This window comes from Novosphingobium panipatense, assembly GCF_900182875.1.
GTDB classification, from domain to species: domain Bacteria; phylum Pseudomonadota; class Alphaproteobacteria; order Sphingomonadales; family Sphingomonadaceae; genus Novosphingobium; species Novosphingobium panipatense.
Map to the genome: position 1 here is coordinate 112,754 of NZ_FXUI01000003.1, position 16,899 is coordinate 129,652.

Annotated in this window: 13 protein-coding genes, 1 tRNA gene and 1 pseudogene; 4 read left to right on the top strand and 11 right to left on the bottom strand. The window is 64.0% G+C overall.

The features are described from left to right. The gene (locus QOL62_RS05800) at positions 1-624 is read right to left on the bottom strand and encodes a S24 family peptidase (RefSeq protein ID WP_283405555.1); all 624 of its coding nucleotides are present in this window, start codon (positions 622-624) and stop codon (positions 1-3) included. A 151-nt stretch (positions 625-775) separates the two neighbouring features. On the opposite strand from QOL62_RS05800, the gene QOL62_RS05805 reads away from it, so the two are divergent. The 3 genes from QOL62_RS05805 (at position 776) to QOL62_RS05815 (ending at position 3,037) form a co-directional block, all read left to right on the top strand. Then, positions 776-1,846, top strand: a complete 1,071-nt coding sequence (locus QOL62_RS05805; RefSeq protein ID WP_273301962.1) for an IS110 family RNA-guided transposase — start codon at positions 776-778, stop codon at positions 1,844-1,846. Between the two features lie 130 nt (positions 1,847-1,976). Next, a complete protein-coding gene (locus QOL62_RS05810; RefSeq protein ID WP_283405556.1) occupies positions 1,977-2,144 on the top strand; it encodes a helix-turn-helix domain-containing protein in 168 nt (55 codons plus the stop codon). Positions 2,145-2,506: 362 nt separating this feature from the next. Beyond that, positions 2,507-3,037 carry a hypothetical protein gene (locus tag QOL62_RS05815; protein WP_283405557.1) on the top strand — a complete coding sequence of 177 codons (531 nt, stop codon included), beginning with the start codon at positions 2,507-2,509 and terminating at the stop codon, positions 3,035-3,037. Between the two features lie 384 nt (positions 3,038-3,421). Here the strand turns inward: QOL62_RS05815 and QOL62_RS05820 are convergent. The 3 genes and pseudogenes from QOL62_RS05820 to QOL62_RS05830 all read right to left on the bottom strand — a co-directional run. Continuing rightward, positions 3,422-3,667, bottom strand: a pseudogene (locus QOL62_RS05820) (tyrosine-type recombinase/integrase); the annotation flags it as partial. Between the two features lie 156 nt (positions 3,668-3,823). Further along, entirely contained in the window at positions 3,824-4,873 is a 1,050-nt protein-coding gene (locus tag QOL62_RS05825) for a tyrosine-protein phosphatase (RefSeq protein ID WP_283405558.1), read from the bottom strand. 15 nt (positions 4,874-4,888) lie between these two features. Further along, entirely contained in the window at positions 4,889-7,450 is a 2,562-nt protein-coding gene (locus QOL62_RS05830; RefSeq protein ID WP_283405559.1) for a TonB-dependent receptor, read from the bottom strand. A 176-nt stretch (positions 7,451-7,626) separates the two neighbouring features. On the opposite strand from QOL62_RS05830, the gene QOL62_RS05835 reads away from it, so the two are divergent. Then, positions 7,627-8,829 (top strand): TetR family transcriptional regulator, encoded by a 1,203-nt coding sequence (locus QOL62_RS05835; RefSeq protein WP_283405560.1) that lies wholly within the window; start codon positions 7,627-7,629, stop codon positions 8,827-8,829. Between the two features lie 29 nt (positions 8,830-8,858). Here QOL62_RS05835 and QOL62_RS05840 read toward each other — a convergent pair whose 3' ends face one another. From QOL62_RS05840 to QOL62_RS05870, 7 genes are all read right to left on the bottom strand, one after another. Continuing rightward, complete coding sequence (locus tag QOL62_RS05840) at positions 8,859-12,122, bottom strand: error-prone DNA polymerase (RefSeq protein ID WP_283405561.1); 3,264 nt, start codon at positions 12,120-12,122, stop codon at positions 8,859-8,861. After that, positions 12,122-13,930: a DUF6504 family protein gene (locus QOL62_RS05845; RefSeq protein WP_346770667.1), complete on the bottom strand. Its 1,809-nt coding sequence runs from the start codon at positions 13,928-13,930 to the stop codon at positions 12,122-12,124. The genes QOL62_RS05840 and QOL62_RS05845 overlap by 1 nt, the downstream gene beginning before the upstream one ends. Next, entirely contained in the window at positions 13,848-14,645 is a 798-nt protein-coding gene (locus tag QOL62_RS05850; RefSeq protein ID WP_283405562.1) for an ImuA family protein, read from the bottom strand. The genes QOL62_RS05845 and QOL62_RS05850 overlap by 83 nt, the downstream gene beginning before the upstream one ends. Before the next feature lie 152 nt (positions 14,646-14,797). Then, entirely contained in the window at positions 14,798-15,052 is a 255-nt protein-coding gene (locus QOL62_RS05855; RefSeq protein WP_103729590.1) for a GlsB/YeaQ/YmgE family stress response membrane protein, read from the bottom strand. A gap of 35 nt (positions 15,053-15,087) precedes the next feature. Next, entirely contained in the window at positions 15,088-15,699 is a 612-nt protein-coding gene (locus QOL62_RS05860; RefSeq protein WP_379501824.1) for a DUF4126 domain-containing protein, read from the bottom strand. A 144-nt stretch (positions 15,700-15,843) separates the two neighbouring features. Beyond that, positions 15,844-15,917, bottom strand: a tRNA-Gly gene (locus tag QOL62_RS05865). A gap of 147 nt (positions 15,918-16,064) precedes the next feature. Further along, the gene (locus QOL62_RS05870; protein WP_283405563.1) at positions 16,065-16,865 is read right to left on the bottom strand and encodes an enoyl-CoA hydratase-related protein; all 801 of its coding nucleotides are present in this window, start codon (positions 16,863-16,865) and stop codon (positions 16,065-16,067) included. Positions 16,866-16,899: the final 34 nt, after the last annotated feature.

The window sequence follows — 16,899 nt, forward strand, 5'->3', positions numbered from 1 at the left end:
TCAAGCGACGTGCAAGCCGGCCCATATCACCCGACCGACGATCTGGACCCCGTTCCTCAGCAAGCCATCCCAGTTCGGATAGGTAGGATTGTCAGTCAGAACGGCAATGCGGTTTCGGGTCGGTTCGAGCGCAATCCGGCGCACAAGTAATCCGGCATCGGCCCTGATCACATAAAGTCCGTCACGAGGGTTCTCGTTGGCCAGGTAGCGCTGGATCAGCACTTCATCGCCGTTCCGCAAAGTCGGATACATCGCATCGCCTTCGACCATAACGATCGAAACGCCGGTCGGCTTGTGACTGAGACTACGTAGCCACGCCTCGTCGACTAGGCGAACGCGGCCCAGAGTGTCCTCTGCATCGGTGGCGCTAAGAACAGGGATCGCGATCGTCGACAGCCCGGCGCTTTCCGGAACCTCGTCTCCGCCAAAGATTGCTCCGGGAACTCCAAAATGCACAGACAGCTGCGCAATGTCGCTGTCGTCGAGACGCGTGGGACTGCCGCGCTTGATGAACTGCTGGATGTAAGCGGGATTGCGGCTCAGCAGACGCGAAACCGAAGAATAAGATTCGCCGCGCTCCTTGATGAGCTCATCAAGTGCACGGCGGGGGTCCAGTTTGGCCATTCCTACGATTTCCTAGAACATGTTTCGCAATTCAAAGGAGCAATCCCATTCGCTGAAACCAACACCGATTGCTACTCTGGTCGCGGCATCTGGACGTCGGAAGTTTGCAGGGCTCCTGCCGCGAGATTAGGTGACGCCGTGCCAGAACTCCATGGTTTCTGGGGAGATCGAATTGGCTGTTCGAAGATACTGGGTTGGCTTGGATACGGGAGTTACGGAAACAGCAGTGTGCCTCATCGATGAATTCGGCGAAGTCCTGTTCGAAGGAAAACGAGAGACACACGCTGGTCAGATAAAGGATATCCTGCGTCCCTTCGGTGTCGAAGCCGTGCAGCGTATCACCATCGAAGCCGGCGTTGGCACGCACATGGTGAGGGAACTCCAATCCCAGGGCTTTCCTGTTTATGTCGCGGAGGTTCGTCGTGCCTCCAAGTTCCTTGCCATCCGGCGGCAGAAGACTGACTCCAACGATGCGAGAGGGCTTGCGGAGCTCGGCCGCGTCGGCCGCACGATCGGTGCAGAGGTTTTCGTGAAGCCACTGGACTGTCAGAACCTGCGCAGCCTTCTCAATGTCCGCAAGAACCTCATTCAGCAGCGCATGAAGCTGGACGCCCTGATTCAGTCTATCGTGCGCTTGCACGGAGGAAAGCTGAAGACGAGCACCGGTGTGGGCAGGCTCGCCAGCGGCGTCGAAGATCAGTTGGAAGTTTTGCGGGCAGACGGCCTCGACGTCGACGCCGATGTCCGGCCACTAATTTCAATCGCTGAGGATCTACGGTCGCATATCGCTGCGATGGACAAGCGTCTTCGCGCAGCGGCTCTCGCACATCCGGTCTGTTCGAACCTTATGACCGTTCCCGGAGTTGGTCCGATCACCGCGCTGTCCTTCTACAGCGCGATTGGCGACCCATCGCGCTTCCAGCGAACGCGAGACGTCGGTCCCTATTTCGGACTGACCCCCTCAATCCATCAATCCGGCGTTCTCGCCCGGGTCGGCCGGATCAGCCGGTTCGGCAGCAAGCTTACCCGGACCCACCTGGTCTCGGCTGCCACTGTCTTGTTGTGCTCGACTAAGGCAGAAAGCGGGTTGCAGACATGGGGGCTGGCACTGAGGAAGAAAGTCGGCTTGTCGAAGGCCAGGGTTGCTGTTGCCCGAAAGCTAGCCGTCGTCATGCTTCACATGTGGAAGTCCGGATCCTCCTTTGACCCGGCTCGCACATGACGAGTTCCTCCTGCGGGAGGGGCAGGCCTGGACCCCGCATCGTTTTCTGGGGCGCTCACCCCGGCGTAGGTAATTGGGCCAGGCCTGCCAAAGTGGCGGATCTTGACTTCCCGATCGGTAAGAAATCCTATTGAAGACTGATCGTGACCATGCGATCTTCCCGCTCGGTAAGAATTGTATGATTGAAGATTCCTCCCAGTTCGGCGCCGCCGTTGCCTCCGCTCGCAAGGCCTTAGGACTCACCCAGCGGGAACTGGCGCTCGCCGTCAACAGCGGCCAACGCTTCATTGTCGACTGAGAAGCAGGCAAGCCCACCGCACAACTCGGTAAAGCATTGGCCGCCGCCAAGGCCGTAGGCCTGCGACTGACGGCCGCTGGAAGTCCGCAGGTCTGACAGTGGAACTTCTGGTTGTCAGCGATGACCGCATGGTCGTCCCAATCAGCCGGGACGCGTAGGCAACCGGCCTTGCCTAAGGCGACGCTTAGCGTTCATCTGCCGACAACTTCCCAGTCTCGCTGGCGATGCCGATCCGGCCAGGGTCCTATGTGGCGAGCAAGCGAGCTTGATCGGGATGGCCGGAGGCAACGTTGTAAACCGGCCCGGCTCGATCATGATCAGCTAATTGGTTTCGTTCCGATCGGCATGTAGCTTCCTCGAAAGTGGCGATGCTCACCATCGCATTGTCTGAGAGAGTTGAGATGACCAAAGTCAGACGCAAAAAGAAGGCAATGCTCAGGCCAGTCTACTGCCTCAAGGCTGAGATTCAGGCGGCTTCACCTACATATTATCTCGGCGACGACGGGCCGGAGCGCCGACTAGACGAGACATTCGTCCGGCTGAACTGCTTGATCGTGGAGACCTGTGAAAAGCTTGAGCAGCACAGGGGAAAAGAGATCGAAATTAGGCTGGCCTGCGAGCGATTTCTGCCCGACGTATCCCAGTCTGCTGAGCGCGCGCATCTATCCTTGACCCTTCGCAAGAACCTTCGTTCGATGGTGGCTTACTTGCCCTCGGACGCAATTTGGCCATTGCCAGGGCTGATCGCGTCCAAGGCGATTACCCATGTCCAGGTGGATTGCGATGAACTCCACCGAGGCGAGGCCACTGGCTTGAGCATCTACTTCTCTACGCTTGCCGAAATGCGCTCGCTCGAGGTGAGTCTCGTAGAGGGGAGGCCGCGAGATGCATGACGAGATAAGGGGCCGTCCTGGGCCCGAATCAAAAGGCCCATTTTCTGCGTTTGTTCCAACGCAGGAATGGCGGAATTCTGAGACTTTGAAATTGCCAGAGTCCCTAAAAAGGCATCGAACCAATACGTTAGTTGCCTACAGCGGGCGGAATTGTGGGCCTTTCCAAAAACCACATCTCCTAAAATACTGATTTAAATACAGAAAGGATGGTAGACGTGAGTCCTCTTCTGGCACCATTCACCTTTTCGAAGGTGGCCGTAAATAGCCGAAAGCCCCGGGAAACCGGGGCTTTTTGCTTATCCAGCGTTCGCGAACGATCGTCTGTAAAGGCCCCCAGCCGCGACCACGTGGGGGCCTTTTGGGGGCCTCGAAAGGGGCCTTGGATCAGGCCCCTTTTGCTCTGAGTTCGTCGAGCCAGTCGCTCCACCACTGCATCATTTCAACGCGCCCGTTCCAATAAGTGCCACGGTTGTACGTAGCTCGTGTCGTGTTCCCAACTTTATGAGCGAGCGCAGCTTCGATGGCATCCGGGTTCCACTTGCTCGACTCGTTCAGCAACGTGCTGGCCATGGAGCGAAAACCGTGGGCAGTCATTTTACCCTTGTAGCCGATACGGCGAAGGGCGCCGTTGTTCGCCGATAAGCCTTCCTGACGTGGATGTGAGAAAGCTTCTCGGAGACACCGGGTGAACTGCCGCATTTGCTGCGGATCGGGATCGGGGATCCTGTTCCTGATCGGGCGGGCGGGGCAGGGCGGTGCCGAGTGGCGCCTCCTGCCCCTCCCGGTTCAGGTGAGCATCGTTTCGCGCAGTTTCGCGAAGTCTGCGTCGGTGAAGCCGAGTGTGCGCAGGTATGCCTCCGAACCACCGTACTGCTTGTCGAGATAAGCGAAGAACTGCGCGAGGTGCGATGCGCCGCTCGGGGTGTAGAGGGGTTCCGCCTTTCGCGCTTTGCCGTCGTCGGCTGCCACGTAGTATTTCAGGATAGGGTTGTTCGGATAGTCCTTGGGATCGACCTTGGGCATCTCGAATTCCGGACGGCGCAGTTCGGTGGAGAGGTGATAGTCCTTCAGGATCGTCTCGCGGTCCACGCCGAGCACGTCGTAAAGGATGGCCGTTGCCATGCCGGTGCGGTCCTGCCCGGCCGAGCAGTGGTAGACCACGGCGCCCTCGTCCGCGATGAGGCGGCGGAACAGGGAGCGGAACTGCGGCGCCAGCATCTTCTCCATGCCGGCGTACATGTTCTCGCCGCCGCCTTGCGCCATCTTGGCCATGAGCGGGCGGAGCGAATAGTCGTTGGCGATGAACAGCGCCCCGAGCTTGTCGTCGAGCAGATCGGGCGCCACCTCGCGCTCCTCGAGCGAACGCAGGTCGACCACGTTGTCGATCCCGAGCTGCCCCAGCAGGGCGTAATCGGCATCGGTAAGGAGCGGCATCGCGCCCGAGCGGAACGCCTTGTCCCACTTCACCGTGCGGCCGCCCCTGGTGACGTAGCCGCCCACATCGCGGAAGTTGCTGCCCTGCTGCAGGGGGAGGACGCGCTCGGCAACGATGGTGCGGCTCTTTGCATTTTTGCCTTCAAGGATGACGTAGCGGCGATCGGTCGCGGCGATCGGCAGCTTGAACACGCTGTCGTTGCTGACGGCCGCGAAACGCTGGTCGCCGCCGTCCAGCAAGGGGTCGGCGCTGATCCACACCGTAACCGGAGCCGTGTCGTCTCGCTTCAGTTCGACGGTGGCTGCGTCGATACGCGTCAGCGTCGCGGGTTCGCGGGCGTTGGCCGGCAGAGCGGCAAGAGCCAGCGCCATCATTGCGGCAGTCGAAATCACGTTCTTCATTTTCGGTTCTCCCGGTTAGTAGCTGAAACGGATGCCGAACAGGTAGCGCGCGCCAATCTGCTCGACCTCGGTCGGCATGGCGGTGGTGCCCTGGTAGGCGACGTAAGTTTCGTCGGTAAGGTTCGCGAGGTCGGCGAACAGCGTGAAGGTGTCGGTCAGCGCATAGCGCAGCGACACGTCGAGGTTCTCGTAGCCCTTGCGGTATTCGCCGCTGCCGAAGCCACCCAGGGAATCCAGCCAATCCGAACGCCACTGGTAGCTTACGCGCGCGGAGAGACCGTACTTTTCGTAGAACAGCGAGGCGTTGGCGATTGTGTCCGACATGCCCTGGAAGGCGATGTTGTTCTCGGTCGGCGTGTCGAAATTACCGTCCAGAAGCGTCAGGTTACCCTGCACGCCGAAGCCGCCGAGCGCGCCCGGCAGGAAGTCAAACTGCTTGAGCACGTTGAACTCGACGCCGTAGAGCTTGCCCTTGTCGCCGTTATAGGTGCCGGTCAGCAGATATCCCGAACGGTCGACCCCGCCGAAGTTGTAGAAGTCTGATCCCACCGGATTCTGCGCCTGGTACAGGACATTGTCCACCGAACGGTAGAAGCCCGCGATCGCAATCATGCCGTTGCCGGGCAGGTAGTATTCGATGCTGGCGTCCGCACCCCAGGTGTACTCGGGCTTGAGTGCCGGGTTGCCGCCCGCAATGGTGCCGGGGCTGTCGGTGTCGTTGATCGACGCGCCGACGCGGATCGCGCCATAGGCCGGGCGGGACACGCCGCGTTGGCCGGCAAGGCGCAGCACGAGATTGTCGGTGGCGGCGTACTTGAGGTTGAGGCTGGGGAAGAAGTCGGTCTTGCTGGTGTGGCGCGTCAGCGGGGTGTAGGTGCTACCCGCCAGCACCGAGCCACTGTTGTCGAGGACGTAGTTCTCCACGCGCATGCCGCCCACGGCGGTCAGGGGGCCGCTTTCAACCTTGGCCATCACGTAACCGGCCAGGGTCTGCTCGCGCTGGGCGTACTTGTCGGTGGTCGGCACGTCGAGCGAGGGATCGTAGAGCCCTGCCGCCTCGAACCGCCCGAGCAGGCTGTCGACGTCGCGGCGCATCGCGACGTTGTCGACGTAGTTCAGCTGCACCCCAAGCGGAAAGCCGGTATCCCATGGCTTGTCGGTGACGTAGCTGTTGACGTCGAACGGTTCGCCCACCGCCGCGCTCAGCGCGCCGATGTAGACGATGTTCGACGAGGAGAAATTGTTACCGGCCACGTCGCGGTCGATGTAGAGGCCACCCGCCGAGAGCCTGATGTCGCCCATCTGCTTCGACAGGTCGAGCTTGGCGGTGTAGCTGTCCGACACCGTCTTCTGCCGCGCGGTAATCATGTATGTGCCCGCGGTGCTCAGGCTCGCCTGGTCGAAGTCGCCGACGATCGAGACGATCGGAAAGCGCGGGTCGGAATTGTCGTAAGTCAGGTCCAGGTTGTTCGCGCCGCTGGTTGAGGACTGGACGAGCGGCAGGTAGCTGGTGTTCTCCGTGCGGGCGTAGTTGAATTTGAACGAGGCATTGAAGCTGTCATCGCCTTCGTAATCGCCGCCGATCGTGCCGATGTAATTGCGGTTGCGATATTCGCCAAAATTGAAGCTGCCCCGCAGCGGCACGCCGGTCAGGTCGCCTGAGGCCAGCGTGCGGGTGCCGCCGGTCGCGCGGTCGAGCCGGAACTCGTACTGGTTGCGCTGTTCGTTGTCGTTGAATTCGGAGAAGATGCCCTTGGCGTAGATGCGCCTGCCTTCTTCCGGCTGGTATTCAACGCCCGCGAAGAGGCCGTTATTCCAGCGTTCGATCTGGTACTGGCGCACGTCGAACTCCGTGGGGCCGTTGGCGTCGTAGGCGCCGACCTCCCGGTTGTCGGTGAGCTGCTTGCGGCGATAATGCGAGCCGCCGAGCACGAAGCCGAAGGTGTCGTTCGACCAGGACAGGCGCAGCGAGCCCTGGCGCTGCTCGCCGTTGCCCAGGCCCATGAAGCCGTAGCCGGCGTCGCCGGAGACGTGCAGTCCCTTCTGCTCCATCGGGGAGTACGTGCGAAGGTCGATCGTGGCGACGACCGCGTCCGCCTGAAGGTCCGAGGTCAGCGACTTGTTGACCACCATCTGCGAGAGCAGCACCGCAGGAATGGCATCGAAACGGAAGGCGCGAGTGTCGCCGCCTTCGTCGACGCCCGCCATGGGAACGCCGTCGATGCTTACCGAGGTCCAGCGGTTCGGCGCGCCTCGGACCTGGATGTAACGTTCCTGCCCCTGATCGCGCTGCACCGCGACGGCGGGCAGGCGGGAGAGCGCGGCGGCGGCGTTCTGGTCCGGGAAGCGACCGACCGCGTCCGATGCAGCAACGTCGGCGAGGTTGTCCATCACCCGCTTGGCCTCGATCGAGTCCTGCTGGGCCGAGACGATGGAGCCCGTCACGACGATGTCCTCGCCGACCGGGGCCTCGGCCGCCGGTTCTTCAGCATGAGCAAAGGCCGCACCCGCGAGCGCCGCCGAAAGCGCTCCAGCGACGGCCGTAGAGCGTAGGAATACACAAGTGTTCAGTTTCACGAGCTGCCCCAAACATGATCTCACCGAGCCGGTGCGATGCGGCAGCTAGAACGTGTGTATGTATGCTGAGTGACACTTTTCGGGCGTTTTGACGACTGTAAGGAACCGCCGTCCTCACTCGATTGCGGCTGTGCGATCTGCTAGATGGAACCTCCTGACACCGGATTCCGCCGTTCATGACCGATCTCAAAAGCTTTGAAAACACGTCCTATGATCGCCTTATTGCTGCAGTCCGCACACAATGGGCATCCGTCGGGGCGGCAGCCATGTCCGCGCGGCAGATCAGTGCTCTCACGGCTGTCCCGGTCTCCTCCATCTACCACCACTTCGGTTCAATGGAACACTTGTTTGCGGCTGCGCAAGGGGAGTGCCTATCTAGGGCGGGGCGTTGGTGCAAGGCGCAGATGGATCAGGTGGCGGGTCTGCAGGCATCGCCTGCCGCCTTCGCGGGCTTCTTCGCTCAGGTGGTGGATTCCTGGTGCGAGGAGGCGCGCGAACTCGCCTTCGCATGGCGCGAATGCCAGTTGGTCGCAAACCAGTCTGCGCTGTTCCGGCAGACGGCGCAGAAGTGGGAGCAGCTCTGGGAAGGGTTCTGGACAGACGCGACGGAGCGCTTCGGCCTGCCTGCGAAAAGCATGGTCGTGCAGCGCGTCTTTGACAACGAAAGCTTCCTCCACATGATCCGCTGGCGTCGACTCATTGATCGCCCGGCGCTGGAGGAGACCGCGCGAGCGCTGACGGCCTGGCTGACCGGCACGGCCATGCCGCCTGCGCCATGGCGGGAATTCGCGCGTGAGGAAGCCCTGGCTTCGATGCCGGTCCTGCCGGAGCGGGATGAGACGGCGGCACGGATCGTGGGCGCCGCTGCGGACATCATCGACAAGCAAGGGCTGGCCCGCCTGACGCATCGTGCCGTGGCAGAGCGAGCCGGACTGACGCTGGGCACCGTTTCGCACAAGTTCCGCACCAAGCTTGCCTTGTACGAAGGCGCGTTCGAGGGGCTCTACCGCGTCAACGTCCAGCGGATGCCGTCTCGAACCTCCGGACATGGCGGTGCCGCGAACGACATGGTCGACATGATCCGGCGCGGGGGCACCACACGCGGCACGGACGAACTGTTCGTGGCCACCGCCCGCGACGCCGCGCTCAGCCAGTTCGGGGCGCAGCTGCGTTACATGCGGGGCCGGACGTCCCGTGGCACGCTGCAGGACATGGTGGGCCACTCCAGACGCGTCGGCATCATGGAGGCGGCGCTGTTCTCAAGCTTCCTGAGCTCGCAGCTGCGTGTCCATTCCGCAGGTGGGGCCGATCGCGAACAGCGCATACGTACGGAACTCGCGGCACTGGAACAACTGCTTCAATCCGTCCCTGCGGCTTGAACACGGCAGAACACAGGGGGAGGTTGGTCTCAGTGGAAGTCATGGCTGCGGATCGGGACGATGTCGTCCTGCCCCTGGCCGACCCCGAAAGGCGGCGGCGATGCGAGGGTTCGGCCGCGGGGGAAGCCGGGATCGCGCGGGTCGGGGCCACCGCCGTGGGAGGCGCCATCGCCGCGACCAGGCATGACGGAAAAGTCCTTGCTGCCGATCGAGCGCAGGAGCGTATCATGATCGATGATGCGGTCGCAGATGATGTGAATGACGTCGCCTTCCTTCTGAAGTCGGCCCCGCATGGCGATCATGGAAGCGGACATGACCTGGCGGCGGTAAGTCTCGAACGTCTTGGGCCAGAGGATGCCTTGCGCCACCCCGGTTTCATCCTCGATCGTCACGAAGAGGACCCCCTTCGCCGAACCGGGGCGTTGCCGCACGAGAATAACGCCGGCGACCTCCACATTGCGGCCGTCCCGCATCGACAGAAGATCGGCGCAACGCACGATGCGCATGCGGTCCAGTTGCGAGCGCAGGAATTGCAGAGGGTGACCGCGAAGCGACAGCTGCAGGGAGCGGTAATCCTCCACCACCTCCCGCCCGGCGGTCATGGTCCTGAGAGCGACGGCGGGTTCCTGGCCCTGGGGTGAGATCGTGCCGCTGCGCGCATCCGTCGCGGCGAACAGGGGCAGGGGGGCTTCGTCGAGTCCCTTCACCTTCCAGAGGCCCTGCCGCCGGTTCTCGGCAAGGGAGTGGAAGGCGTCGGCCTCGGCCAGGCGTTCGATCGCGGCGCGGGGAACGCCTGCGCGGCGCCAGACGTCCTCGATGCTCGTGTAAGGCTCCGGTCCCCGGGCCGCCACGATCGCGGCGCCGTGCGCGTTGGCAAGGCCGCGCGCCTGCCGGAGGCCCAGACGCACCGCCTTCCAGCGGCCGGACGTGGGCTCCAGGGTGCAGTCCCAGTGGCTCGTGTTCACGCAGGCCGGGCGCACTTCCACGCCATGTTCGCGGGCGTCGCGGACGATCTGGGCCGGGGCGTAGAACCCCATCGGCTGCGCGTTGAGGAGAGCGGCGCAGAACACGTCCGGATGATGGTACTTCATCCAGCAGGAGGCATAGGTGATCTTGGCGAAGGAGGCGGCATGGCTTTCGGGAAAGCCGTAGGAGCCGAAGCCTTCGATCTGCTTGAAGGTGCGTTCGGCGAAGTCCCGGGGGTAGCCCCGGCTGACCATGCCGCCCACCAGCTTATCGTAGAAGTGCGTGACGCCGCCGGTGAGCTTGAAGGTCGCCATGGCCCGGCGCAGCTGGTCCGCCTCGACCGGCGTGAATCCCGCGCCCACGATGGCGACTTTCATGGCCTGTTCCTGGAAGAGCGGCACGCCCAGGGTTTTCTCCAGCACGCCCCGCAGTTCGTCGCGCGGGTACTCGGGCGTTTCCTTGCCTTCCCGGCGGCGCAGGTAGGGGTGGACCATGTCTCCCTGGATCGGGCCAGGCCGCACGATGGCCACCTCGATCACAAGGTCGTAGAACTCCTTGGGCTTCATGCGGGGCAGCATCGCCATCTGCGCCCGGCTTTCGATCTGGAAGACGCCGAGAGTATCGGCCTTCTGAATCATGCCGTAGACTCCCGGATCGTCATCCTGCAGGTCCGCCATGCTGACGCGGATGCCCTTTTCCTGCTCCAGCAGCACGAAGGCGCGGTTCATGCAGCCGAGCATCCCGAGGCCCAGCACGTCGACCTTCATGAACTTGAGGGCGTCGATATCGTCCTTGTCCCATTCGATGATCTGGCGGTCGACCATTCGTGCCGGTTCGATCGGCACGAGGTCGTCCAGCCGGTCCTGGGTGAGCACGAAGCCACCCGGATGCTGGGAGAGATGGCGGGGGGTGCCGATCAGCTGGCGGGCCAGTTCCAGCGTCAGCTTGAGGCGGTGGTCTTCCGCGTTGAGGTTGAGGCTCTCGATCTGCTCCTGCGGGATTCCGTCCATCGACCAGCCCCAGACGAGGCCGGTCAGCATCTTCGTCAGGTCACGGGGTAGGCCGAGGGCCTTGCCGACTTCGGCCACCGCTCCGCGTGTGCGGTAGCGCGTGACGACGGCCGTCAGGGCCGAGCGGTCGCGGCCATAGGTCTCGTAGATCCACTGGATGATTTCCTCGCGCCGTTCATGCTCGAAATCGACATCGATGTCCGGCGGTTCCCGGCGTTCGCCGGAGACGAACCGCTCGAACAGCAGCTCGTGCTTGACCGGGTCAATCGAGGTGACGCCCAACAGGTAGCAGACGCAGCTGTTGGCGGCCGATCCACGGCCCTGGCAGAGGATACCCCGTCGCCGGCTTTCCGCCACGATTGCGTGAACGGTGAGGAAATACGGGGCGTAACCGAGCTTCTCGATCAAGGCGAGTTCATGGTCGATCTGTTCGCGATAGGCCGTGGGTATCTCGCCGCCGAATTTCTCGCGGGCGGCCGCATCGGTGAGGGAGGCGAGGGCTTCCTGCGCGGTTCGCCCCTCCATCACCTCTTCGTAAGGGTATTGGTACTGGATCTCGCCCAGATCGAAGGTGCACTGGCGGGCGATATCGGCACTGGCCTGGATCGCCTCCGGAAAGGCGGCGAAGCGACGCTCCATCTCTTCGGGAGAGGCGAGGTCGCGCTCCATGAAGCGTTGGCGGCGAAAGCCCAGTTCGTCGATGGTGCACTTCTCCCGAATGGCCGTGACGACGTCCTGCAAGGGGCGCAGTTCCGGGCAGTGGTAGAGGACATCCCCGGTGGCAACGGCGCGGATGCGTGCGGCACGGGCCTGCGCCTGAAGCGTGTGGAGGCGCTCCGCATCGTCGGGCCTGCGCCGCAGAGACAGGGCGCAATAGCCCCGCGAACCGAAGACCTCGCGCAGCTCCCCAAGGTGCGCGGCCGTACCAGCGTCCGCCTTGTCAGGCACCAGGATGGCGATCATGTCCTGCGAATGGGCCGCGATGTCCGCCCAGTGGAGGATGCAGCGGCCCTTCCCCCCTCGTCCCTTTCCAAGGGAAAGCAGGCGGGTGAGCCGTGACCATCCCGCGCGCGTCTGCGGGTAAAGCAGCAGCGCGCGGCCATCGGTCAGGTTGACCCGGGATCCCGGGATCATGCGGACGCCGGTGGTCTTCTGGCCATCCCACCCACGCACCACCCCGGCCACCGTGCTCCAGTCGGCCAGCCCCATGGCGGTGTGACCGAGGTTCGCGGCGGCGGCGAACAGCTCCTCGGGCGAGGAAGCGCCGCGCAGGAAAGAGAAGTGGCTGGTTACCTGAAGCTCGACGTAGGTCGCCATCACCCGAACATCCCGTGCATGTACCAGGTGAGATCGCCCGTCAGCGCGTCGACGCCGTCCCCCCGCCGGAACAGCCAGAAGCGCATGCCGTCTTGCGTTTCGACACGGAAATAGTCCCGCACCGCCCACATCTCGCGGCCGTTGCGCCACCATTCGCCATGGATGCGTTCAGGCCCGTCGCCAGCGACTACGCGATAGTCCTGGCGGCGCCAGGTGAACCGGCGCGGGGGGTGGTCCGGCATCAGGGCCACCACCCCGGACAAGGCTTCGGGGCGCTGCAGCAGGCGGACGGGGCGTTTCCATTCCGGCCAGCCTTTCGGGGAAGCGAGAGGGGAAACGCGGCGCATCGCCCGTTCCGGCACGTCGCTTTCGCGCGAGGACATCCGGAACAGGGCGGAAGGGCCGGCACGCATGGCAAGCTGATCGATCAGCGGAGCCAAATCATGCGCCGCCCCGGAACTCTCGACCAGCGTGCCGGCGGCCTGCGCGGTCAGCGGCTCGTGATGCGGCACCAGCAGGTGCATGGCCTCGATCCCCAAGCCGGGATCGAGTTGCGCCATCTTCAGGCCGAACATGCGTTTCAGGTGCGCCTTGTCCCGGGTCGCCCGCGAAGCACCGATGATCAGGCGCTGCACTTCGCCATCGATCCGGTCCGCCATCAGCACCACGGTCCGTGCGCCCAGCGCCCGGCGCTGCAGGACGGTTGCGAGGTCATCGACCAGATCGGCAATGACCTGCGCGATGCTCTCGGGCGTGCCGATTGGTTCAAGAAACTGGCGCGTGACCCGGGGCGCCTCCACGGGAAGGACCGGCGTGATCGGCTCCGCCACGCTTCCGCGCGCCTGGTCGAGCCGCTCCACCGTGCGAAGACCGAGCCTGCGCGCCAGCGGGCCTCGAGGCATAGGGTAGAGGTCTGCTATCCGTTCCAGCCCGAACCGGGCGGCGGCGGTCAGGGCTTCGGGTTGCAACCGCAGGGCGGCAAGCGGAAGGTCAGCCATCGCCTCGGCCTCCTTTCCGGAAGGCAGCAGGGTCATGGCCGCGCTGCCGAAGCGCGCCAGAGCGTGTGCCGCCCCCGGCGTACCCGCGACGGCAATCCGCACGGTAAGCCCCAGACGGTTCATGAAGGCGGTGAGCCTGCGGCAGAAGCGCTCCTCGCCTCCGAACAGATGAGTCGTCCCGGTGAGGTCGAGCCACAGCCCGTCCGCCCCCGACACGCTTGCCGTGGGCGTCCATTGCCGTGCCGCATGAAGGGCCAGCCGGTCGAGCAGGGCGCGATCGGCTGCGGGCTCGGCCTCGCGAACGTCCAGATCGGCAATCAGCGCCCGCGCGTGCGCTGCCGTCATGCCGGGATAGAGCCCGAGTTCGAGAGCAAGCGGACAGGCGGAACTGATCACCTCGCGCTGCCCCTCCCGCAGGATCAGGACCATGGGGCGGCCCCAGGCCAGGCCGGGACCGGGCGCCGGGGCTGTCATGGCAGCGGCTTCATCCCGATGCCTTGCCTTGAAGGGGTGCCCCGCCGGTTCGCTGCGCCGTCCCATCTCGCGCATCGTCGGACGCTGATGCGCCGGTAATCGGTCGAGGTCCGACTGAGAAGGGCGACGCCCGGATGCGTCGTCGCGTGCCCAGCGTGCCCCCGGACGCCAGCCGCCGCCCCGCGGCACGGAGCAGGCGCCCGGATCGTCGTCGATGGGGTCGGCGAGGCGGGGCCTTGCCGGCGCGGAGCCTTCAAGCGGCGTGGCTGGCCGCTCTTTCCTGCGCAGCCGCTCGATCGGCAGCTGAGGCAGGAAGAGCGAGGCGACCCTCGGCATCGCACGCCTCCAGTTCGAGAGTGAAAGGATTGCCGTTCCGCTGGCGGACCAATTCCACCTGCCAGCGAGCCCTGCCAACTCCCGGCCAGGGCAGGCGTTCGGACGCGAGGCACCCGATGCGCCAGCGTGTCATGGCAGAGGAGGGCGTGCGCAGCGGACATCCCTCGCGAGAGCGGTGCCGGCGATAGAGCAGCATCGGCGTCTGGCCATCGGAGGCGGCCAGTTGAAGGCGGCGCGTGGCCGTCATGTCTGCAGCCTTCACTTCCGCCACGACACAGGCCAGCGAACCGTCTCGCAAGGCATCTTCCGCCATGGCGAGAACTTCGGCGTCCTTGCGCCCCTGGCCGTAAAGGACTTTCCCCGGGTTCAGCCCGACTTGCTCCAGCCCCGGGGCATAAAGGTCAAAGGCGGTGACAGCCCACAGCATCGTCGAGTTCGGATGTGTGGCGAACCGACCCGCGACACCCGCAAGGAACAGCGTTGCGGCGGCGTCGTCGTTCAGGCTTGCGGTGGCGGCGGCAACTTCATGCAGGCCGCTGGAATCAAGCCCCGCGTCGGCCAGCTGGCCGTCGATCTCCGGCAGGTCGAAGGGAAGCGCCGGACAGTTGGCCGGACGGACGCTTGCAAGCTCCTGGCGCAGTGTGGCCAGCGTTTCTGCGCAGGACGGAGGCGCAGATGCGCGTCTGGTCGAGGGGGTGGGGGGTAGGGCAGGCATGGATCAGCATCGACTCGGTTGTTCCCTATATGTTCTACCGAGTCAGCCATTCCGTCAAGCAAGTCTCCGGCGTTGAGTGGGGGATAGAATCGCAACGGAACGCTGCGGGGCACCCCTGAGGAATGCCCCGTGCTCGTTTCCGGTGCCGGTATTCAGGCGGCGCGCCCCCTCATCATGCGATAGATCCACAAGAGGATGATGGCGCCCACGGTCGCCAGCAGGATGTTGATGATGTTCCCGCCACCAAGGCCAAGCAGGCTGCCGAGGAAACCGCCCAGAAGACCCCCGGCGATACCGATCAGGATGGTGACGATGATCCCGCCCGGGTCACGGCCGGGCATGATCCACTTGGCCAAGATACCGGCGATCAGGCCGACGATGATCCAACCAAGGATTCCGTATTCCATATCTTCTCTCCTGCTAACGAACCTTGTCTTACGCGCTAGGAAACACCTCCATTCGCAGGTGGCTCCATGTGGAAGCGATTTGTGGCAGCCCGCGCCGGTCGCATCCGTCTCAGAAGGCGGCGCAGAACGAGGAGAACGGCCACAGCCGTGACTGTCAGGAAGACGGCGATGATGGTGGCGACTACAGGATTGGCGAAGGCCAGCACCAGCATCGTGCCCGTGACCGTATCTTCGGTGAGCGACACGGCGACATTGCTGACAGGTTCGGGGCTGGTGTTGACCACCGCCCGGGTTCCCGCCTTCGCCCCGTGGGCCAACAAGGCTGCGCTGCCGCCAGGCAGAAGGCCGACGATCTGCCAGGCGGGATCGGCGGGGTCGACGATGGTCAGGGCCAGCAGCGCGCCGCCCACAGGACGTATGAAGGTATGCACGCCATCCCAGACAGAATCGACCCACGCGATCTTGTCCGCCAGGAACTCCGCCGCCAATCCCAGCCCGGAGGCGCCAAGAACCCAGGGACTTGCGAGAACAGCCAATCCGCCGAGATGCTCGGGCATGGCGATCCAGCCCGCCTTCATCGCCAATCCCGTGGCAAAAACACAAAGGTACAGTCGCCACCCGGACAACAAGCTGACACTGCTTGCCAAGCCAATGAGCGAAAGCGCGTCTATAGCGGCCTCCCTGTACGGACAGGGATCATAGCTGGTCCGGATTCGCTTGACCAGAACTTTGCCCGCCGCCTGCAGCGTCGGTCACTCCGGATTTTTGTCCGTGATCTCGATCGGGAAATCTGGAGCGGGTGAAGGGAATCGAACCCTCGTCGTAAGCTTGGGAAGCTTCTGCTCTACCATTGAGCTACACCCGCGTCCGTTGACCTGCGTCATCTCAGGCGCGCCGTTCAGTGGCATGACCACTAAGGCGCAGGCCTAGTGCCACGGCGAGGGCGGGGCCGTCAACTTACCTTTTAACTCCATGCCACCTGCCCCCCGTGCCTTACCGTAGCGTGAGGCGCTCAGCCCGGCTCGGCCCAGACCGGCGTCCGCTTCTCGAAGAGCGCCTTGCCGCCTTCGCGGGCATCCGGGCCCGTGAGCATCTGCCGCACTTCGGGAAGAGCGAACATCTCGCGGTTCGACACTTCCATGCCGAACTCGTGGTAAGACTTCATCACGGCCTTGGTGGCCACGATCGATGCCGGAGAGCAGGCGAGGATCTCGTCCGCCCAGCGTCGGGCGCAGGCAAGCAGGTCGCCATCGGCAGCCACTTCGGCGACCAGTCCCCAGTCGCGCGCCTGGGCGGCGGTGATGCGGCGAGCGGTGAGCAGCATGGCATGGGCACGCTTGGGCCCCAACTCCTGGACGATCCGCTGGATACCGCCGCCCAGCGCGGCAAGCCCGACTTTCGGCTCCGTCAGACCGAACGTCGCACACGGTGCGGCCACGATGATGTCGCACGCCAGCGCCGCTTCGAACCCGCCGCCAAGGGCAAGCCCGTTTACTGCGGCGATCACCGGCTTGCGACGCTCGAAGCGCCAGGTCAGCCCCGCAAATCCTGTCCGCGCAAGAGGCATGCCCCGGTACGAGCGCGGATCGTCAGGCGCGGCGGGTGAGCGCAGATCGGCACCGGCGGAGAACGCCTTGTCGCCTGCACCGGTGAGGATCGCCACCCACAGCGCCGGATCCGCTTCAAACCGGTCGAACACCTCGGCCAATTCGAAATTAGCGCCAGCATGGAGGGCATTGCGCATCTCGGGCCGGTCGATCGTCACCATCATGACGTGGCCGTCAATGGCGACCTTGCAGAACTGCGTGTCCATTCCAATCCTCTCGTTGCGATGCACCGCGGTTGCA